Raw genomic sequence first — 23,514 nt, 5'->3', positions numbered from 1 at the left:
TACATCTCATACTAAATTTAGAAGGTTCATAATTGTTTGCAGCATAGGATGTTTTGATGTTCCACCTTATAAAATTTTTTTATTTATATTCCCTTGTAAGTAGCCAGCGTTTATTGAGTTTAGAAGTAGTTTGTCTATTGATTTAAAGAAAGGAAGGAATTATGGAACTTTATTATAAAAATATATATGAAATACATAATATGCTGAGAAGAAAAGAATTAAGCTGTGAGGAATTAACTTGTACTATTTTAAATAGGATTAATAATATAGATGAAAAATTAGGAGCATATTTAACTATAGTAAAAGAAAGTTTAAGTGAAGCAAAAGCAGTAGATAGAAAAATAGGTAATGGAGATTATATAGAGCCATTAGAAGGAATACCCTACTCCCTTAAGGATAATATATCCACTAGGAAAATAAAGACAACCTGTGGGTCTAAGATGCTAGAGAACTATATATCACCCTATGATGCTACAGTAGTGGAGCGATTAAAAAAGAATATATTAGTGGGAAAAACTAATTTAGATGAATTTGGAATGGGATCTTCCACTGAAAACTCTGCTTATAAAATAACTAAAAATCCTTGGGACTTAACTAAAGTACCGGGAGGTTCTAGTGGTGGTTCAGCAGCGGCAGTAGCTTCTGGCCTATGTTTTTTTTCACTGGGTTCCGATACGGGTGGATCTATTAGACAACCGGCAGCCTTTTGTGGAGTAGTAGGACTAAAGCCCACCTATGGACTAGTATCCAGATTCGGTCTTGTGGCCTATGGCTCAAGTCTTGATACTATAGGGCCTATAACAAGAAATGTATATGATTGTGCCCTAGTATTAAATCATATAAGTGGATACGATACTAAAGACTCTACAAGTGTTAATAGGGGCAAGAAAGATTATACAAAAGGTTTAAAAAATGGTGTTTGTGGACTAAAAATAGGAATTCCAAAGGAATATTTCCATGATGGAATAGACAATAGAATAAAAGAGAAAATAATAGAGGTAGTTAAGGAATTAGAAAAAAAGGGTGCAATAATAATAGATGTGAATCTACCTCATACTAAATATGGATTTTTTACTTACTATAACATTGCCACAGCAGAATGCAGTTTAAATCTTTCTCGATTTGATGGAATAAGATATGGATACTGTAAAAATGAATATGATAACCTAAACGAGCTGTATAGTCACAATAGAACTTTAGGATTTGGTAAACAAGTAAAGAAAAATATCATATTAGGAACTAATAGTTTAATTAAGACAAATTATGAAAAATACTATGAAAAAGGAGCCAAGGTCAGAACTTTAATAATTAAGGATTTCAAAGAAGTATTTAAAAAGGTGGATTTATTAATAACACCTACCACACCTACCCTTCCCTTTGGAATCGGAGAAAAGATTAAAGATCCAATAAAAATGTATAAATCAGATATACTTACTATTAATGCAAATATTTCAGGAATACCAGCCCTTTCTATTCCTTGTGGTTTCATAGAGAATATGCCTGTAGGAGTACAAATAATGGGTGGCTATTTTAATGAAGAAGAAGTACTAACATGTGCTTATGAAGTAGAGAGAATGAGGGGAGAAATAACATGGAATACATCACTGTAGTGGGACTAGAAATACATGCAGAATTAAAGACGAAATCCAAAATATTTTGCTCATGCTCTACAGGGTTTGGAGAAGAAGAAAATAGTCAGTGCTGTCCAATTTGTTTAGGTTTGCCAGGGACTTTACCAAGCTTAAATAAGAAGGTAATAGAATATGCCATAAGGGCAGGCATAGGCCTTAATTGTGAAATAGCTAGAAAGTCATTTATGGATAGAAAAAATTATTTTTACCCGGATCTAAATAAAGCATATCAAATTTCTCAATATGATAAGCCCCTTTGTGAAAATGGTCATATACAGATTAATGATAAAAGAATAGGAATAAAGAGAATACATATAGAAGAAGATGCAGGAAAAACTATATACACTAATGAGGCAAGACTTTTAAATTACAATAGAAGTGGAGTTCCTTTAATAGAAATTGTTACAGAACCAGATCTTTCAAGTTCTATAGAAACAAGTGAATGTTTAGAAGAATTAAAAGAAATACTCATATACTTAGATATTTGTGATTGTAAAATGGAAGAAGGTTCCCTTAGATGTGATGTGAATATAAATATAGAATCTAAGGATAAAACCATAAGAAGTAATATAGTAGAAATAAAAAATTTAAATTCATTTAAGGCTGTAAAAAAGGCTATAGAATATGAAGAATCTAGGCATAGATTTCTTTTGAGAGAAAATAAAAACACCATAAGAGAAACTAGAAGATGGGATGAAAATAAGAAAATAACTGTGGCCATGAGAAAGAAAGAAGAAGCACAAGATTATAGATATTTTCCAGAACCAGATTTATTAAAAATATTTGTAGAGGAGAGTTTTATTGAGGAAATTAGGAAAGGATTACCGGAATTGCCTAATGAAAAGAGGAACCGTTTTATATTACAATATGAGTTACCAGAATACCACATAAATATAATGACTAAGAGCAAAGAAATGTCCAATTACTTTGAAGAAGTAGTAAGGACTGTTAAGAATCCAAAGATGGTTAGCAATTTTATAATCTCAGTCCTTTATAAAAGGCTAAAGGATGACCGAATGGATATAGAAGATCTTAAGTATAAGATAGATGATTTTGTAAAATTATTAGAATTGGTTGTAAATGGATATATAAGTAATAATATGGCAAAAAAGTTATATAATATAATGCATGAAACAGGGGAAAATCCAGAAATAATAATGAAAGAAAAGGGAATTATTCAGTTATCCAATGAAAAAGATATTGTAAAAATTGTAAAAGAAGTTTTGGAAGAAAATCTGAAATCTATAAAAGATTATAAAAATGGCAAGAAAAAAGTAATCGGATTTCTTGTGGGAGCTGTCATGAAAAAAACTAAGGGTTCTGCCAATCCTCAAACTGTTAATGAAATCATTTTGGACATCTTAAGAAAAAAATAAGAAAATGTTTTCCTGAAACATATTATAATAAAAATACGAAAGAAAAATCAGAAAAATCAAAAAAAGTTCGTTCGCACATAGGTAAATGTGCGCGTTACGCGGAATTGTTAGAAAATTGTATCAATTGTATGGTAGGATGTTTGTGCATTTGCAACGATAAAAACGAATGTATGTGTTGCACATACATACTTTAAAAATTCAAAAAAATATGATAGAATATTAATGGAATTGTACTGATACTGTAAAAATTACTGTAAAACAAAAATGAATTATCACAAAATTTTATAAACTGCAATAGAAAGGAATGGTGCCTATAAGTGAAAACTATTTTTAAGGAAGGATTTGAAAATCTTTTAAATTTTTTTCGTTATAGACGTATTTAAACACATTTATGGAAACAATAAAAATATAAGATAAAAAAAGGAGTGTGATAAGATGGGAAGGTTTATTGCTAATAGAATGTTATCGATGGTAATTACTCTGTTATTTGTAATAACCATAACTTTTTTCCTAATGCACGCAGCACCTGGAGGACCTTTCTCTAGAGAAAAGGCACTACCAGAGGCCATAATGAAAGTAGTAGAGGCTAGATTTAATCTAGATAAGCCTGTGTGGGAACAATACGTAATATACTTAAAAGATGTAATAATAAATAGAGATTTGGGACCGTCATTCCAAAGGGTTGGATGGACTGTTAATGAAATTATCGCCAGTACATTCCCTACCTCAGCAAGAGTTGGAGGTATATCTGTATTGGTAGTTCTCGCCTTAGGAGTACCGATAGGAATAATATCAGCCATGAAACAAGGGAAGTGGCAAGATCAGTTAGCCATGTTTATGGCAACCTTGGGAGTAACTATACCGAGTTTCGTTCTAGGAACATTAATAGTTCATTTCTTCAGTACGAAACTTAATTTATTACCATCCCATGGATTAAGTAGTTGGAAGCATTATATAGGACCAGTTATAGCGCTTGCAGGATTTTCACTGTCATTTGTGGCAAGATTAACTCGTTCAAGTATGCTTGAAGTTATGCAACAGGACTACATAAGAACTGCAAGGGCTAAAGGATTATCCGAATTTACAGTTATAGGTAAACATGCCCTTAAAAATGCATTAATTCCAGTTGTAAGCTATGTAGGACCACTAGTTGCAGCTATACTTACCGGATCTTTCGTAGTAGAGAGAATATTTGCTATCTCTGGAATGGGAAAATACTTTGTAGAAAGTGTTAATAACAGAGATTACACAGTAATCATGGGTGTAACCATATTCTATGCAATGTTCTTAATAGTAATGGTATTCGTAGTAGATATTCTATATGGATTAATAGACCCAAGAATTAAGCTGGATGAATAGGAAGGAGCTGCAAGGATGGATATAAACAAAAATATTTCTGCAGACATGTGGGAAAAAGTTCCTCATGCAGATAAGGATAGAGAGCGAATTGAAAGACCTATCATAACCTACTGGCAAGATGCTTGGAGAAGGTTAAAGAAAAATCCTCTTGCTATGATAGGACTTATAACCATAGCAATTATATTTTTAATAGCAATCTTTGGTCCCCTTATTTCACAATATAATTTCTCGGACCAGGACCTAACAAGAACTAACGAAGGACCAAGTGGAGAACACTGGTTTGGAACAGACGCCCATGGTAGAGACTTATTCATAAGGGTAGTGTATGGAGCAAGAGTGTCGTTAACGGTGGCCGTAGTAGCCAGTGTGGTTAACTTCTTCATAGGAGTTATATATGGAGGGATATCAGGCTACTTAGGTGGAAAGATAGATAATACAATGATGAGAATAGTAGATATTATATCAACTATACCCCTAGTACTTTATGCAATCATATTAATGGTTGTATTCAAGCCAGGTCTTACTAGTGTTATTTTGGCCATAGGAACAATTTATTGGGTTAGAATGGCCAGAATTGTAAGGGGACAAATATTAACATTAAGGGAACAAGAATATGTACTAGCAGCCCAAACTTTAGGAGCTAGTACAAAGAGAATATTACTTAGACATTTAATTCCAAATGCAATGGGGCCTATTATAGTAACTATGACAATGATGATTCCATCAGCCATATTTACAGAGTCGTTCTTAAGCTTTATAGGTCTTGGAGTATCTGCACCAAAGCCATCATGGGGTTCGCTTGCAAGTGATGCATTAGGAGGACTTAATTCATATCCACATCAATTGTTCTTCCCAGCACTTGCTATATGTATTACTATGCTTGCATTTAATTTCTTTGGAGACGGTCTAAGAGACGCATTAGATCCGCGCTTACGTAAATAGAGGTGATGAGTTTGAAAAATATATTAGAAGTTAAAGACTTAAGGACGTCGTTTTTTACCCATGTTGGAGAAATAAAAGCTATAAGAGGTGTGAGTTTTTCTTTAAAAAAAGGAGAAGCTATAGGTATAGTTGGTGAATCTGGAAGTGGAAAAAGTGTTACTTCCATGTCCGTAATGAAATTATTACAATTTCCAGGAAAAATAGTAAATGGAGAAATTTTATTTAGAGGTGAAAATCTAGTAAATACACCTGAAAAGAAAATGCAGTCCATTAGAGGTAATGAAATAGCCATGATCTTCCAAGATCCAATGACTTCATTAAATCCCGTTTATACTATTGGAGATCAAATAATGGAATCAATCATAAAGCATCAGAAGGTAGATAAAAAAGTAGCTAAAGAAAAGGCTATAGAAATGCTAAAGTTAGTAGGAATTCCTTCTCCAGAAGAGAGAATTGACCAATATCCCCATGAATTTAGTGGTGGGATGAGACAGCGTGCTATGATTGCAATAGCACTATCCTGTGAACCGGAACTTCTTATAGCAGATGAGCCTACTACAGCTTTAGATGTTACTATCCAAGCTCAAATATTAGAACTTATGAAAAAATTAAAAGATGAAATTAATACATCTATCATATTAATTACTCACGATTTAGGAGTAGTGGCAGATGTCTGTAGTAGAATAATTGTTATGTATGGTGGACTTGTAATGGAAGAAGGAACTACAGAGGAAATATTCTATAATCCTAAACATCCATATACAATGGGACTTTTAAAATCTATTCCTAGAATGGATTTAGGAGAAAATCAGAGATTAATTCCAATTGAAGGTACTCCACCGGATTTACTAAATCCTCCAAAGGGATGTCCATTTGCAGCTAGATGCCCTTACACTATGAAAGTCTGTGAAACAGAACAACCTCCTTATTTCACAACAGAAACTGGACAAAGATCTATGTGTTGGTTACTTCATAAGGATGCACCAAAAATAGAAGTAGATACTGGTGTAAAAAGGAGGGGGTAAGTTATGGAAAATAAACAAGTACTATTAGAAGTAAATAATTTAAAGAAATATTTTGAAGTTAAGAAGGGCTTTTTTGGAGGAAATATAAAACATGTAAAGGCCGTAGATGATGTATCTTTTAAAATATATAAGGGTGAAACTTTAGGTCTAGTTGGTGAATCAGGATGTGGAAAATCTACTACAGGTAGAACTCTAATCAGATTATATGAACCAACTGATGGAGAAATTAAATATGACGGAAAAGATATTGCTGAAATGTCTCAAAAAGAGTTAATGCCTTATAGAAAAAAGATACAAATGATATTCCAAGATCCTTATGCATCATTAAACACTCGTATGACAGTAGGTGACATTATAGGAGAGGCTATTGACATACACAATATAGCTACAGGAAAAGAAAGATTAAAAATAATCCATGATCTTTTAGAGAGAGTTGGTTTATCTCCTGGACACGCTGTAAGATATCCTCATGAATTTAGTGGTGGTCAGCGTCAAAGGATAGGTATTGCAAGAGCACTTGCCGTAGATCCAGAATTTATAATCTGTGATGAACCAATATCGGCCCTAGATGTGTCTATTCAGGCTCAAGTTGTAAATATGTTATCTGATCTACAAAAGGAATTAGGTCTTACGTATTTATTCATAGCCCATGACCTTTCCATGGTTAGACACATATCTGACAGAGTTGGAGTAATGTATCTAGGTAAACTTGTGGAAATAGGAACTAGTGATGACGTATATGATAATCCTAAGCATCCATATACTCAAGCACTCCTTTCTGCCATACCTGTGCCAGATCCAGATGTAATTAAGGAAACTAATAGAATTGTTCTAGAGGGAGATGTGCCAAGCCCAATGAATCCTCCATCTGGATGTAGATTTAGAACGAGATGTCAATATGCAATGGAAAAATGTGCAGAAATTGAACCAAAGATGATAAAAGTTGGTGAAGGTCACTACGCCGCATGTCATCTGTTAGGATAATTTTGTATGGTTATTTAGTGCAAGATTAATCTTGCACTAAATATTATCATAAAAGGACTTGAAAAATAGGAGGGATAGTATGACTAAAAGAATACTTGCCTTAGCAATGATATTAATGCTTGTTTTTACTACATTAATAGGTTGTGGAGGAAAAGATGAAGTAGCAGAAGGTGAAAAAGTATTAAAGTGGAACTTAAATGGTGAGCCAAAAACTATTGATCCACAACAAAACAGTGCATCTGATGGTGGACACGTAATTAATAATACTTTTGAAGGATTAATGAGAGAAGTAAATGGTAAATTGGAACCTGCAATAGCTGAAAGCTATGAAGTTAGTGAAGATGGTAAAACTTATACATTTAAAATAAGAGACGCAAAATGGTCTGATGGACAAGCTATCACTGCAGGCGATTTTGAATATGCATGGAAGAGAGCATTAGATCCAAACTTAATTCCACAACCATCAGAATACGCTTTCCAACTATTCTATGTTAAAGGTGCTCAAGAAGCATATGAAGGTAAAGGAAGCTTAGATGATGTGGCAATTACAGCTGTAGATGATAAGACATTACAAGTTGAGTTAATAGCTCCAACGCCGTATTTCTTAGAGTTAACAGCATTCTATACTTATATGCCAGTTAGAAAAGATATGGTAGACAAGGACCCAGCTAAGTGGGCAACAAACCCAGAAACTGCTGTGTCAAATGGACCTTTTGTTTTAAGTGAGTACCACTTAGGAGATAAGATTGTATTAAAGAAGAATGAAAATTATTGGCAAGCTGATAAAGTTAAAATAGACAAAATTGAAGCATTTATGATAGTAGATTACTCTACTAACTTAGCAGCATATGAGGCAGGAGATATACATGCTAATGAAGGTGGAACACCTTTACAAGAAATTCCAAGACTTTTAGAAGATAAAAATTCAGGATTTGTAATTAAACCTACTATAGGAACTTATTACTATATATTCAATGTAACTAAAGCACCATTTGATAACCCAAAGGTAAGAAGAGCTTTAACATTGGCTATAGATAGAAAACAAATAACTGACAATGTATCTAAGGGAGGAGAACTTCCTGCAAATGGATTTGTACCGCCAGGATTATTAGATGCTGAAGGAAATGAGTTTAGAACTGTAGCAGGAGATTATGGAATTAAAGATACTGCTGACGTGGAAGAAGCTAAGAAGTTATTAGCAGAAGCAGGATTCCCGAACGGTGAAGGATTCCCAGCAGCAGAAGTATTATACAACACTTCTGAGGGACACAAAGCAATAGGTGAAGCTATTCAAGAAATGTGGAGAAAGAACCTAGGTATCAGTGTGGAATTAAGAAACCAAGAGTGGGCTGTATTCCAAGATACTAGACACAATGGTAACTTCTCTATAGCTAGAGCTGGATGGTTAGGAGACTATGCAGACCCTATGACTATGTTAGACTTATGGTTATCTTATTCAGGAAATAACGATGCACAATGGAAGAGCACAGAGTATGATAACTTAATTGAAGGTTCTAAGTTACAAACTGGACAAGAAAGATTTAAAATGTTATATGATGCAGAGAAGATGATGATGGATGAAATGATAGTAATGCCAATTTACTACTACACTAAGAAAATATTAGTTAAGCCTGAAGTTACAGGTTGGGAAGTAACTCCACTTGGACATTTCTTCTTTGGATTTGCTGATATACAAGAATAAGTTTAATAACATAAAAAACTAGGAGATTAAATCTCCTAGTTTTTTTTATTTACTAGAAAATGGTAAGGAATTGATGTTAAAAAAGTAACAAATAAGTAAATATGTAAATTTTCTTCATACTTTTAAAAAAAATTACAAATTCATATGAATACTCATTGATATGTTAGTACTAGTATGGTATTATGTGAAAATGTTGGAAATGATAATGATTATTATTTTCATATAAAAAATTATAAGGAGGCTATAGAATGGAGTGTTATATGAAAAAAACTGTAAGTCATATTCTTACAGCCCTACTAATACTCATATCTATGACTAGTACATCTTTTGCCAATACTAGCTCGGTGGACAGCATATCTAGTGCATCTAAAAAAGACACTGTAAAGGAAGTAGCAAAAGAAGTTACTAAATTAGAAAAAACAATTAATGAGGTTACTGTTGAAGAAAAGAAAAAGGAAACTGCCAAAGTGGTGGCAGTGGAAAAAATAGAGGAAAAAAAGGTAGGAGAAAAACAAGTAAATACACAAAATGAAATAAAGGAAAAAGATCATTGGGCCTATGCTATGATGAGTGAATTAAAATCAAAGAGAATAATAAGTGGATATTCAGATGGTACATTAAAGCCAGATAAATCAGTAACTAGAGCAGAATTCATAACTATGATAGGAGAAATACTAAGGCTTCAAGAAAAGAGTGAGAACGTATTTGAAGATATAGATTCTTCTAATTGGTATGTAGAAGCGATTCTAAAGGGGAAAGAAGCAGGAATTATGAATGGTTATGAAGTGGAAGGTGAATTATTAGCCAAACCTAATGCCTACATAACTAGGGAAGAAGCATCCACTATGGTGGTTAATGCTTTTAAATTAATTGGTGATAATGATACCAAATTAAGTTTTGAAGACTCTAAGGAAATTGCTCCTTATGCACAGGAGAATATAAATATATTATTGGCTAATAAATATGTAAGTGGATACGAAGATAATACATTTAAACCTAAAAAGCTTTTATCTAGAGCAGAAGGTATGACCATATTAAAGAATACTATGGGAGAACTATATAATACAAAGGGCACTTATAAAGATAATGTTATCCCATCTAACTTAGTCATAAACACTGAAGGAGTCATCTTGGAAAATACTACAGTTAAAGGTAACTTATACTTAACAGAAGGTATAGGAGATGGAGAAGTTGAAATAAACAACTCTCAAATAACTGGAAAAGTTTACATAGAAGGTGGAGGCCTTAATAGTATCTACTTTAGTAATTCATCAGTAGGTGAAGTGGTTGTTGCTAAAAAAGATGGTAAAGTACGCGTTGTATTAAAAGACAATACAAAAGTAGAAACTATAAAAATGGAAAATAACGCCAAAATGGAAGTGTCAAAAAACTCTAACATAAAGAAATTAGAGGTTGGAAAAAAAGTTAAAGAGATTCAGATAAAAAATGAAGGAAAGATAGATGATTTTAAAGTCCAAGGTAAGGAAGTAAAAATAAACGATAAAAAAGTTACGAAAGAGCAAAAAATATATATAAGAGGGAATGAAATTAAGAAAAGTGAAGGCAAGACAGATGCAACTAGTTCAGCATCAAAGAAAAAACCTTCAGGTGGTGGAGGTGGAGGTGGAAGTTCTTCAAACCAAACACAACCAAAGGAAGACTTTACAGAAAATGATATGACATTAATAGGGGGAGCATTTAAAGAGTCTAGTGAAAATGACGGAAGTGTGGGAAATACATTAAAGTTAGTAATCAAAGATGGAAAAGATGTAAAGTTTGCATCAAATATAAAGACTGGAACAATAGATACAATTACGGGAGCAAGTGTTGTTAAAGATACACCAATTCCACAGGGATTAAAATTAGAAATAAAGAGAATAAATGATAAAACATTAGAACTTAAAATGATTGGAAAAGCTAACAATCATGGAGAAAGTTCTAAGACAATTAAGTTTATACTTGAAAATAATATGTTTGAAGGGATAAAGGATAGCATCGCTGGGACCTTTGCCATGTTGCCAATTGAATTCCACAATAAAACGGATGGATCAGAAGAAACACCAGAAACACCAGACCCGGGAACCGGTGATAAAGAAACGGATGATAAATATAAAATTATAGATGCAAGTAAAACAGATATAATGGAAATCCATAATGTATTATATGCCGTTGTAGTGCTTAAAAAAGGAAATGTGGATGATTATGAGTTTTATTTAGACGGAAATCTTGGGGATCCATTGAAAGTCAATACAGAGGGAACTATTTTAAAATTAGAATTGAATACTAAAGAAGTTGAAAATTTAAAAGTGGTTAATAAAAGTGACAATTCAGAAGAGGTATTCAGTTTTATTAATAATTCAGAACCTAAGATTAATGATAATTTATTAGGAAATCAATTGATAATGGATGAACTTGAATTTATAGAGGCTTCAACTAATGATGGTAGTATAAAAAATACTATAAACTTAGCTATAGCTAATGATACAAAGGCCATATTCTCTACAAAATCAAATTATGGTGAAATAGATACTATAAGTGGGGCTAGTGCATTAAAAGATGTTCCAGCTGGATTAAAATTAAAGTTAAATAGGATAGATGATAAGAATCTAAACTTAGAGATGATTGGGAATGCCCTATCCCATGGAGAAGAGAATTCAAAAGAAATAAAATTAATACTTTTACCTGAACTCTTTGAAAATGTAATAGATTCATTTGAAGGTTTAGAAAAACATATAGGAATTAAATTTTATAATACTACAGAAGAAATTATAGAAGACGGTAAATATAAAATCATAGATCCAAATAAAACTAAAATAATGGAAATTCAAAATGTAATGTATGCAGTAGTGGTAATAAAGGAAGGAACTGCAGAAAATTATAAATTCTATATAAATGGAAATGAAGAAAGTATTAAAAAAGTCAATACAGAGGGAACTGTTGTGAAAATAGAATTAGGTCATACGGGAGAACAAGAATTAAAAGTAGTAAAAGATGAAACAAAAGAAATATTTACACTTAAATAGGGAGGATTAGAAATGTTGAATAAAGGGTTAAAAAAAGGTTTAGCTATGACTATAATAGCTACTCAAGTCTTAAGTTCAGGCATATATGCTTATGGAGCACCAAGTAAAATTTATGGACATAAGCCACTATACATGTGGGACTATCATAAGACAAATTATGACAAAGATGGAAATATAAAATATACTCCTTCAATTACTCAATTTAGTACATCGAATGATGAACAAGAAGTAGATGTGAGAATACCAGAACTTAATACGCATGATACAGAGTATGGAAAGAATGTGGAAATATCCTTCGATGATTCTACGCCAGAGGCAAAACAATGGCAGGCCAATATATATAGAATAACTAAAATTGATCCCTATACAGGAAATCCAGATTTAGAAGCGGATATTAACTTTAAAATCGAAGATGGAAAGATTACATTGTATAGTGATTCAAGACCAATTGATTATAATGATAGTCATGATTTAAAGATTTATTCTACTGGATATGATGAAGCTAGAATAAGCGTACATATAGTATCTGAGGGACTTTTAACTATTCACCCAGATTTTCATCCTATAGCTGGAATGGATTTACTATTAGAATTAAAGGATTTTAATTATAGGGTAACAAATCCAATCCATACTGTCTTATTAGATGGTAAGGTTTTAAAGGGAGATTGTGAAGAGTATCATGTAGTATCTAACTTAGTGAGATTAGAAAATGATGCTTTAGGAAAGCTTACTCCAGGGCAACATACAGTCACAGTAAAGGCTACAGGATATAAGGATATGGAGAAAACTTTCATAGTAGAGGAGAATGACGGTTCATATGTAAATCCAGTTACGGATCATAATAATGAACTGAGTATGCCATCTGGATCAACTAATACATCTAAAAATACTAGTGTAGACGTATTAACAAGTGCATCTACAAGTGGTGGCTCTGGTGGTGATTCCGGTGGATCTGGAGGAAGTATAATAATGCCAGCAGATGTGGTATTTGATTTTGACCTAATATCTAATGCACAGATATTACAAAAGTTAGATATGGGTACAGAAAAATCCCAAAGGGTATTAGCTGTTTGGAATGACACTATAAAAGATGCAGTAGCTAAAGAGGGTGAAAAGAGGGTACTATCTTATAGTGGGTATACCAATGCCTATGAAGATGCAAAGGTACAAGGTAAGTATTTAAGTTTTGACGAATACTTAAATAGTCCAGATGCAGAAGACTGGAATGATAGACCATATAATGTGAAATACATACTAGAAGATGGACAGTTCGGAGAGGCACAGCCTTATGGAGATGAGACCCTTGAAGTTGCACCTACTGTAGAAGTGGAAGAATCCCTATTAGGAAATATAGTAAAATTAAGATTTAATGATGACCAGTGGAAAGATAGAATATCTAATATAAAAGTAGGTACTACTACTTTATTCAAAAGTGAATATTCTATACAAGACAATGAAATACACATAACCCCAAATAGGTTTACTAGGGAAGAGAATGAAATCATTATAGAGGCCTATGGGTATAAAAATGCTAAGGTTAATGTATTTGTAGAAAAGGCTTCTATGAATCTAGATATAGATGATGAAACTAAAAACATAGGGGAGCATGTAAATATAGTAGGCGTAGATGAAGACTATGTAGAAAACTTAAAATCAGTAAAATTAAACGGTAAGTATCTTCTACCTATTACAGCTTCAACTAGTGGTTGGGAATATAAAACTCAAAGTGATAAGATTGTATTAAATGAAAAGTTATTTAAGGATAATACTCAGCAGACTGTAATCATAGAAAGTTATGGATATGATACGGAAATGGTACAATTTAGTCTAGAAGGAGAAGCGGAAATTATAGATCCTGTCAATGATATAGTTCCTGAGAACATGAATATAGCAGGAGAAAAGACCGGGGAAGATGTTATTATTACTTGGAGTAATGATAATCCTAAGTGGAGAAGTAGCATAACTAACATAAAAGTAGGACCATATTGGACTGCAAATATAGATGGAAGTAAATATTCAGTAGAAGAAGGAAAAATAACTATAGATGGGTCTGTATTCTCAGAAGGAGAAAATATAATAGAAATTTTAGCAGAAAATTATGCTACAAAGGAACTAAGGATTACTTTAATTAAAGGTGACGAGGTTATTGATCCTACACCAGAAGAACCAACACTACCAGAAGAACCAGAAGGACCTAAGAATCCACCAACATTTGATAAAACATACATGTACTATGGCCAAGACTTAGAATTAGGGTTAGACGAGTGGGCTAGAAAATTAGGTACCATAAGCATAAATGGTGAGACTTTAACTAAAGATGTGGATTATTACGAAGATATATCTAATGGAAAACTTGTTATAAAATATAGTGCATTTAAAACTACTGGAAATTCAGATATTGTATTTATATCAGAAGGATATAATAATTTAGAAGCTAAATTAATGATAAGAACTCCTATGGAAGTGCCTGCTGAAGTAAGACTTAGCACTGAAAATACGAAGAGAACAGGAGACGAAATTAAAGTTGATTTATCTGGAGTACCTGCTAGTATAGATAGCTATGAAGTAAGAGATGTATATTTAAATGATGAGAAATTAACAAAGGATGACGATTATACAAGTAGTACTGTTAGTGTAAATATTAAGGGGAAAAACTTCCATAATCCTGGAAGCTATAAGATAGTTCTTAAAGCTGGTGGGTATGAGGATAAGGAATTTAATGTTGAAGTAACAGGTGACCCTATTGAAAATACAAATGAGCCTCCAACTCTAACCGTAGATACGGACAATAATTACTTTAAAGAAGACATAGAAATTACTATAAATGAGACTAGTGGATGGATAAATAATATATATGAAATAAGTATAAACGGAGAAGTATTAAACGGTGGAGATTTAGATAGAGTTAAAAAAGAAACGGATAAAATCACTTTCTATGGAACTTTATTCGATGAACCAGGAAATTATAATATTGAAATTAAATCTACTGGATTTAAAACTACATCAATAAATCAGGAAATTAAAAAAAGAAATCCTGAATTAACTACTAACCTAGAGAATAAGACAGTGAACGCAGAAGAATTTTCATTTGATGTGAAGTTTGTAGACTCTGTTTCAATGGAGAGAATAGAAGCTAAAGTTAAATTTAATGGCTCACCTATATCACCTACAAATGGAGTTATAGGGTATAAAGTAAATCTAAATGAACGTGAAAACACTATAGATATAGAGGCAACAGATGAAGATGGACTTAGATCAAGTGAATCATACACTATAACTTATGAAAAAGTAGAAGAGTTAAAGGATGTACCTTCAGGTGTAAGCGTAAAGGATTCATCAGAATTAAAGCCAGGAGATGATATTAAAATAGAGCTAGGATATAGCTGGGAGACAGAATATAAGGATGCTATGAAAAATGGTTCTGTAATAGTAGATGGTCAAAACTTTACAGATTATGAAATAAAAGAAATAACTGAAGGTTACTCAACTTATACTGCAGCAGTATTAAAGGGTTCTAACTTTGATGATTATGGCACTTACAATATTACTTTAAAGGCTCCAGGTTATGAAGATAAGGATTTTGAAGTGGTAATATCTAAGAAGAAAGTGCCTAGTGATGTATTATTAGTAACATCAGAAATTAATATAAATGAAGATGTTAAGTTTGAGTTAGGAGACTCTTGGGGAGAGACTGCAACATACAAGGAGGCTCTGGAACAAGAAGGAAACATTAAGGTAGATGAAAAAAATGTTTCTAATTATGACATAATAGAAGAGGGGTCCTATTTTAAAGATTTCTTTTTAATAATTAATGGGGAATACTTTGATGAACCAAAGGAGTATAGTATTGAATTGGAAGTAAATGGATATGAGACTGTAACTGAGTCTGTATATGCAAAGAATTAATTAAAAATAAAATTATAATTAAAAATGCTTTTTCCCTAAGAGGAAAAAGCATTTTTGCATTTCTTAAGAAATCATTAAGATTATTTATGGCATTTAATTTTAAGTGGGACATATATATATATCAGGTATAGTTTTGTCCACAAGGATTGGACAAATGGCCGAGAAAATGATATAATTTTCAGAAATAACAAAATTTTTTAAAAACGGGAGGGAGTACTGTGCTTAAAAAAACATTATCACTAATGCTTATCTTCATGCTAGTTATAACTTCTTTTGCAGCATGTGGTAGCAAACCTGCAACAGAGGAAGTTAAAGAAGAAGCTAAAGTAGAAAAAGTATTTAAATGGAATCTTGGTTCTGAGCCAAAAACACTAGATCCACAACAAAATAGTGCACATGATGGAGGTATGGTTATTACAAATACCTTCGAAGGTTTAATGAGAGAAGTAGATGGAAAGATTGTTCCAGCAGTAGCTGAAAGTTATGAAATAAGTGAAGATGGAAAGACTTATACATTTAAATTAAGAGATACTAAGTGGTCAGATGGTCAACCTATAACTGCATATGATTTTGAATATGGATGGAAGAGAGCTTTAGACCCTAACCTAATTCCACAACCAGCTGAATATGCATTCCAATTATTCTACATAGAAGGTGCTCAAGATGCCTATGAAGGAAAGGCAAGCTTAGACGATGTGGCTATTAATGTTATAGACGAGAAGACTTTAGAAGTAACATTAGTTGCTCCTACAGAGTACTTCTTAGAATTAACAGCATTCTATACTTTTATGCCAGCTAGAAAAGATATGGTAGATAAGGATCCTGAAAAATGGGCTATTAACCCTGAAACTGCCGTATCAAATGGACCATTCATTTTAACAGAGTATCATTTAGGAGATAAGATTGTTTTAGAAAAGAATCAAAATTATTGGCAAGCAGATAAAGTTAATATTGATAAATCAGAAGTTTTAATGATAGTAGACCAATCTACTTCATTAGCAGCTTATGAGAGTGGAGATATTGATTTTGTTGAATCTGAAATACCTCTACAAGAAATTCCAAGACTTCAAAAGGAAGAATCTGCATTTAGAATTTATCCATATGTGGGAACTTACTACTATATATTCAACGTAGAAAAAGAGCCTACTAATGATGTAAGAGTAAGAAAAGCTTTAACATTAGCTATTGATAGAAAGCAAATCGTTGAAAATGTAATGTTAGGTGGAGAGATTCCTGCTACTGGATTCGTTCCTCCAAACTTAGTAGACCATGAGGGAAAAGATTTCAGAGAAGTTGCTGGAGACTATGGTATTGACCCAACTAAGGCACAAGTTGAAGAAGCTAAAAAATTATTAGCAGAAGCTGGATATCCAAATGGAGAAGGCTTCCCTGAACTAGAAGTAATATATAATACTAATGATAAGCATAAGGCAGTAGCAGAAGCTGTTCAAGAAATGTGGAGAAAGAACTTAGGAATCAATGTTACACTTAGAAACCAAGAGTGGGCAGTATTCCAAGATACTAGACACAATGGTAACTTCTCCATAGCAAGAGCTGGATGGATTGGAGACTATGCAGATCCTATGACTATGTTAGATTTATGGTTATCTTACTCTGGAAATAACGATGCTCAATGGAGAAATAAAGAGTATGACAAGTTAATTGAAGGTGCTAAGTCAACAACTGGAGAAGAAAGATTTAAAATGTTATACGATGCAGAAAAGATGATGATGGATGAAATGATAGTAATGCCAATTAATTACTATACTCAACCAGCCTTAGAAAGAGAGAACCTAGTTAACTTACAAAGAACTAAGTTAGGTCACTACTTCTTCGGATTTATGGATATGAAATAGTTAAATTAGACCCCTTCCTTGGAAGGGGTTTTTACTTGTAAAAAATAAATAACAAAAATATAAAAAGTCATACGACCTATGATTCGTTATGGAAGCCTATGGTTCCCGCGGGCGTATGCTAACGCAATCTGCCCCCCCTCCTTTAAGNTGGATGAAATGATAGTAATGCCAATTAATTACTATACTCAACCAGCCTTAGAAAGAGAGAACCTAGTTAACTTACAAAGAACTAAGTTAGGTCACTACTTCTTCGGATTTATGGATATGAAATAGTTAAATTAGACCCCTTCCTTGGAAGGGGTTTTTACTTGTAAAAAATAAATAACAAAAATATAAAAAGTCATACGACCTATGATTCGTTATGGAAGCCTATGGTTCCCGCGGGCGTATGCTAACGCAATCTGCCCCCCCTCCTTTAAGGAGGCAGGGGAATTCTTCCCCCACATCTCCTTATTTTTTATTTATCAATAGTTTTCACAATGACATAATTTAATACATATAAAAAAACCGAGGGTTACTCGGTTTTTTTATATGTATTACTAGATAAATGGGAGGAAGGAACTGGTGTTACTTTGGGAATAAAATACATGCATTCGGGATGAGGAGTTGAGGATGAAAATGTAATATGGGTTAGATTGCATTTGCCGTTTTCTTCATATATGCAACCTAGAGAGCAATTAATGTTTACCATATTAATCCCCTCCTAAAGATAGTATTTGAAATAATATTTAATTTATACTTGAAAAAAATGTAATAAATATTAATTATACTTTAAAAAAATATGATTAATTTATTAAGTAGTTACATCTATATTACAAATGTTTCAGAGACATTGAATTACGACACAAAAACGTATACAATTTAAGGTGGAGCGATTAGTCGATTTAAAACTACATATATCACAAAATATTGACTAATTATGCCTAAAATTAAATTAGGGGGACATACCATGAAACGTATCATATCAGTATTTTTAGCTATCTTAGTGTTCATGTCGATGACCATGGCTTCCTTTGGTGAAAAAGAGCAAAGAAGCATGGTCGAAGTGGTAGATGGTATCTCCAAAAAAACTCAGGAAGTAGCAGGCGTTAACCTATTAATGGGTGGCGAGGATGTCTACACTGATGTGCCATCTATTTTATACACTATAAAAGGTAAGAGTAGAACTCTAGTACCAATAAGGTTCGTAGTTGAAAAACTAGGAGCTGAAATTTCTTGGAATCAAGAAAAACAAGAAGCTACCATAGTAGCTGAGGACAAAATAATTGTTTTAAAAATTGACAGTGCTACAGCCTATGTAAATGGGAAAAAGGTAAAATTACCCAATGATGTTCCTGCGAAACTTTTAGGATACAACGGAAACTACAGAACTATGGTTCCTTTAAGATTTGTAGTAGAACAATTAGGAATGGAAGTAAATTGGATAGGCGAGACCATGACAGCCACAGTGGACCGTCCAAAGCAATCTATTAAAGATATTTCTTATTATGAAATAGGAGCTACTTCTTACGTGTGTATTAAAACCACTGGAGAAGTAAATAGCAAGTATTTATACTTAGAAGGAAGTAAATATGGTGGACAAGATAGATTAGTTGTAGATATACCAAATGCTTCATTGGATATACCAAATTCTAATGTTGCCATAACAGGATTATGGAAAAAGGATATAAATTTCAATGGTATAGCTTCTATTAGGGCATCTTTGTTTGAAAAGGAGCCCCGTGAGGTAACAAGGGTAGTTATTGATTTATCTCACCCAAGATCCCATAGAGTATACTATGACGAAAAAGCAGGGGGAATAAAAATTGAATTCTCCAATAAAGTTAAAAATGTTAAAGTGACTAAAAAATTAGGTATAGATGCAGTAGTTATTAATACTCAAGAATATCCAATAATAAATACTATTAATTTGGGAGATAGGATGGTTGTGGATATTCTAAATGCAGAATTAGCTGTAAATACTAATAAGATAGATGTGAATAAAGCAGGACTTAAGTCCATAAGGATGGCTCAGTTTGAACCGGATATAAACTATGATAAAGACGACAAGATAGTTAGGGTCGTATTAGATTTAGAAGAAGGACAAAGTGCTGATGATATATTTGTATCTCCAGAGGAAAATGATGTAGTAATATACATAAATAATAAGCCGCTAGATACTATTAACTACTATAAGGAATCTCAAGAAAGAGGACTATTCACAATTAAATTAGAGGAAAATGTAAAGAGTGAAATTAAGTACGATAGCTCTAAGAATAAATTAACAGTAAACGTTCCTAAAGAATACGCTAATCTTCAAGCTATAGATTTAGAAATGTATGATGATATAGTTAAGAATATAAGTATAAGGGATGATGGTAAGTACTACTATGTAAATGTATATTTATATGACAAAATAACTTATAAAGATTATCTAGATAATAGTTCTAATGCTTTAATATTAGAGTTTACTAATAAGGCCATAGCTGAATCTAAGTACAAAGGAAAACTTATAGTAATAGATGCAGGTCATGGTGGTAAGGATCCAGGAGCCATTGGTCCTACTTTCAAGGTGAAGGAAAAGGATGCAGCTTTAGAGACTTCATTAAGACTTGAAAAATTACTTCAAGAGGCTGGATTTAAAACTTATTTAACTAGAAAAGATGACACTTATGTGGGTCTTTATGAAAGACCCAAAATAGCAAATGGATTAAATGCAGATGCCTTTGTGAGTGTTCACTACAATGCCCATGGAAATAGTAATATACGAGGGGTACAAGTTCTTTATAATGGAGATGATCCATTTAGGGATAATAAGAACTTTGCTAGAATAATGCAAAATAAAATGGTAAATGTATTAAATGCTCCAGACAAAGGTATTGTACACAGACCAAAACTAGTAGTAATAAGAGAAACGAAAATGCCAGCCGTATTAACGGAAATGGGATTCTTATCTAATAGTAAAGAAGAAGCCAATATAGCTACAGAAGCTTATAGACAAAAGGCTGCTCAGGCCATGTTTGAAGGTATAAAAGCATATTTTGATTCAAAAATGTAGAATAAACAGCTCTCAAAATTTTGAGAGCTGTTTTTTTAAGGCAAAAATATTTATAATTTTCTATTGTTTTCTAATAATAATTTATATATAATCATCTGGTTAAAAGATAAAAATGCTTTTAGGAGGTTTAAAAGGGAAATGGAATTATTTTTAGGATACTTAATTATATTTGGAGCTAGAATATTAGATGTATCCATAAGTGTAGTGAGAACTATTTTAGTAGTAAGAGGTAAAAAGTTTCAAGCAGCCATGCTAGGCTGTGTGGAGGTATTTATTTATATAACTGTTTTAACAAAGATTATGAGTCAACTTGATAATATTGGAAATTTAATAGCCTATTCTTTGGGATTTGGAAGTGGCCAAATAGTAGGAATATGGTTAGAGCAAAAAATCGCTCTAGGCCATGTATCTTATCAGATAATAACTAAAGGAAATAGAGCAGATATGATAAAAGCCCTAAGAGACGAAGGTTTTGCAGTAACAGTGGTAGAAGGAAATGGGAGAGATGGTAAAAGGCATATACTAAATATGGTAGTAAAAAGAAACTTACAATTTAAGTTACACAAAATATTAGATGAGTTTGATAAGGATGCCTTTGTAACTATAAAAGATACTAAACATATTAGTGGCGGTTATATGAAAAGAAAATAGTATTTTAAAATAATCCGTCTCTAGAGACAAAAAGTATACATAGGTTGAGGGAAAAGCTAATATACTTTTTATATATATAGTTTTTAGGGAGGGGTTGTATGAGGAATAGGATTTTAGCCATACTTTTAGTGCTAGTAATGATGGTTGGAGTAGTAATATATACAAATCCGATAAGTATGGTAATGAAATTTTTAAAAGATGAAGAATCTTCTAGTATAGTAGATAGTACAGAGGTTGCTGTAGAAGATGAAGGTCTTAGGAACACTGTTTTATATTACAAGGACGATAAAGGATTTTTAGTACCAGTAATGAGAAAAATTCCTTGGGAAGAAGGTATTGGAAAGGCAACACTTAGAGAACTCATTGATACAGAAGAGAATAAAATTGAAATGGAAGCTCTAGGTTTACTACCTGTTATTCCACCAAATACACAAATTAAGGGTATGAATATTAAAGATGGATTATGTACAGTAAATTTTTCTAAGGAGTTTTTAAATCTTACTTCAAAAAGTGACGAGGAAATAGTGCTTAAATCAATAGTATATACTTTGACAGAATTTCCTACAATAGATAAGGTGGATTTTATGATAGAGGGAAAAGAAGTGAGTAAATTTGAATTTGGAACAGACATAGCCTTTGACGGTATGAGTAGAAAAGATATAAACTATGTGGGAAATAATCAGAATGAAGATAAAGTTGTAGTATATTATGAAAGTACTACAAACGGAATTGAATCTTACTTTGTTCCTGTGACTAAAGAATTAGATAAGGCAGACCAAACAGGTGTGACTTTATATAACGCCTTAGATGCATTAGTGGAAGGTCCTCCAGCAGGAAGTGGACTTTATAGTGACATTCCCCTTGGCACTAAAGTTATAGGAGTAGATATTAATGATAGTATTGCATGTATTAATTTATCAGAAGAAATTGGTGAAATAGAAGAGGATAGGGAACTTGTACAAAAAGTATCCAAATATTTTGCTTTAACGGTAAAGGAAATATATAAAGATGTGGTGGGAGTTAAGCTCTTTAAAGATGGTAAGAAATTAGAAGTAAAAGAAAATAAGGAGCCCGTAGCTGTACCAACATTTGCTAATGAATATTAAAAGCCAATGACTTCATTGGCTTTTTTTCTTTGGAAAAAAGTAATTATTTAAAAATCAATAAAAATATATGTTTAGGAGAAAATAAAAGATATGGTAAAATAGTTATGAAATTGAATTTGACAAAGGAAACGAGAGGAAGATGAAAATGAGTAGATTTGATGGTAGAGAAATAGATCAATTAAGATCCACTAAAATTAATAAAGATTTTTTGTTATATGCAGAAGGATCTGTTTTAATAGAAATGGGAAATACAAAAGTAATATGTTCAGCTTCTATAGAAGATAGAGTTCCTCCATTTTTAAAAGGAAAAGGAACTGGATGGGTAACGGCAGAATACTCCATGTTACCAAGGTCTACCCAAACTAGAAAGATAAGAGAATCTAGTAGAGGTAAAGTAGAAGGAAGAACACAGGAAATTCAAAGGTTAATAGGAAGAGCATTACGCTCCGTAGTAGATTTGGATGCCTTAGGAGAGAGAACTGTTTGGATAGATTGTGACGTTATGCAAGCAGATGGAGGAACTAGAACCGCATCTATTACAGGAGCCTTTGTAGCATTAGCATTAGCATTACATAAATTATATGAAGAAAAGGCAATTAATAAGATTCCACTTAAGAATATGGTTTCTGCAATTAGCGTTGGAGTAGTTAATGGAGAACCTGTACTTGATCTTTGTTATGAAGAAGATTCAAATGCAAAGGTGGACATGAACGTTATTATGACAGATAATGGTGAATTTGTAGAAGTACAAGGAACTGGAGAAGAAAGTCCATTTACAAGAAGTGAACTTAATAGATTATTAGAATTAGCAGAAAAGGGTAATAGAGAATTAAACGAAATACAAAGGGAAGCTCTAGGTCCAGTGGCTGAGTTAATAGGGTAAGGCATATTCAAATAAATAACTAGTCAGTATGCT

General features: G+C 32.6%; 13 protein-coding genes and 1 pseudogene. All 14 read left to right on the top strand.

All coding sequences use genetic code 11. The annotated features are described in order from the left end of the window. Positions 1-161: 161 nt before the first annotated feature. Complete coding sequence (gatA, locus tag CCE28_RS14750) at positions 162-1,610, top strand: Asp-tRNA(Asn)/Glu-tRNA(Gln) amidotransferase subunit GatA (RefSeq protein WP_095134493.1); 1,449 nt, start codon at positions 162-164, stop codon at positions 1,608-1,610. Continuing rightward, positions 1,592-3,007 (top strand): Asp-tRNA(Asn)/Glu-tRNA(Gln) amidotransferase subunit GatB, encoded by a 1,416-nt coding sequence (gene gatB / locus CCE28_RS14745; RefSeq protein ID WP_095134492.1) that lies wholly within the window; start codon positions 1,592-1,594, stop codon positions 3,005-3,007. The genes gatA and gatB overlap by 19 nt, the downstream gene beginning before the upstream one ends. Positions 3,008-3,442: 435 nt before the next feature. Next, complete coding sequence (locus tag CCE28_RS14740; protein WP_095134491.1) at positions 3,443-4,366, top strand: ABC transporter permease; 924 nt, start codon at positions 3,443-3,445, stop codon at positions 4,364-4,366. A 15-nt stretch (positions 4,367-4,381) separates the two neighbouring features. Further along, entirely contained in the window at positions 4,382-5,308 is a 927-nt protein-coding gene (locus CCE28_RS14735) for an ABC transporter permease (protein WP_095134490.1), read from the top strand. Positions 5,309-5,319: 11 nt separating this feature from the next. Then, positions 5,320-6,333: an ABC transporter ATP-binding protein gene (locus tag CCE28_RS14730; RefSeq protein ID WP_278277565.1), complete on the top strand. Its 1,014-nt coding sequence runs from the start codon at positions 5,320-5,322 to the stop codon at positions 6,331-6,333. A 3-nt stretch (positions 6,334-6,336) separates the two neighbouring features. Beyond that, positions 6,337-7,317 (top strand): ABC transporter ATP-binding protein, encoded by a 981-nt coding sequence (locus CCE28_RS14725; RefSeq protein WP_095134488.1) that lies wholly within the window; start codon positions 6,337-6,339, stop codon positions 7,315-7,317. A 79-nt stretch (positions 7,318-7,396) separates the two neighbouring features. After that, on the top strand, positions 7,397-9,019 hold the full coding sequence (locus CCE28_RS14720; RefSeq protein WP_095134487.1) for a peptide ABC transporter substrate-binding protein: 1,623 nt from the start codon (positions 7,397-7,399) through the stop codon (positions 9,017-9,019). Between the two features lie 248 nt (positions 9,020-9,267). After that, positions 9,268-12,042: an S-layer homology domain-containing protein gene (locus tag CCE28_RS14715; RefSeq protein ID WP_095134486.1), complete on the top strand. Its 2,775-nt coding sequence runs from the start codon at positions 9,268-9,270 to the stop codon at positions 12,040-12,042. 12 nt (positions 12,043-12,054) lie between these two features. Then, complete coding sequence (locus CCE28_RS14710) at positions 12,055-15,948, top strand: hemoblobin-interacting domain-containing protein (RefSeq protein ID WP_095134485.1); 3,894 nt, start codon at positions 12,055-12,057, stop codon at positions 15,946-15,948. A 218-nt stretch (positions 15,949-16,166) separates the two neighbouring features. Beyond that, complete coding sequence (locus CCE28_RS14705) at positions 16,167-17,804, top strand: peptide ABC transporter substrate-binding protein (protein WP_207652908.1); 1,638 nt, start codon at positions 16,167-16,169, stop codon at positions 17,802-17,804. A 949-nt stretch (positions 17,805-18,753) separates the two neighbouring features. Then, the gene (locus tag CCE28_RS14700) at positions 18,754-20,841 is read left to right on the top strand and encodes an N-acetylmuramoyl-L-alanine amidase family protein (RefSeq protein ID WP_176461848.1); all 2,088 of its coding nucleotides are present in this window, start codon (positions 18,754-18,756) and stop codon (positions 20,839-20,841) included. Positions 20,842-20,979: 138 nt separating this feature from the next. After that, entirely contained in the window at positions 20,980-21,492 is a 513-nt protein-coding gene (locus CCE28_RS14695) for a DUF2179 domain-containing protein (protein WP_095134483.1), read from the top strand. Positions 21,493-21,590: 98 nt separating this feature from the next. Next, complete coding sequence (locus CCE28_RS14690) at positions 21,591-22,598, top strand: GerMN domain-containing protein (protein ID WP_095134482.1); 1,008 nt, start codon at positions 21,591-21,593, stop codon at positions 22,596-22,598. A 145-nt stretch (positions 22,599-22,743) separates the two neighbouring features. Further along, positions 22,744-23,475: pseudogene (gene rph / locus CCE28_RS14685) on the top strand (ribonuclease PH); the annotation flags it as partial. Between the last annotated feature and the right edge of the window lie 39 nt (positions 23,476-23,514).

It is taken from the genome of Anaeromicrobium sediminis, assembly GCF_002270055.1.
Lineage (GTDB): Bacteria > Bacillota > Clostridia > Peptostreptococcales > Thermotaleaceae > Anaeromicrobium > Anaeromicrobium sediminis.
This window is presented reverse-complemented; position numbering and strand designations above follow the sequence as displayed.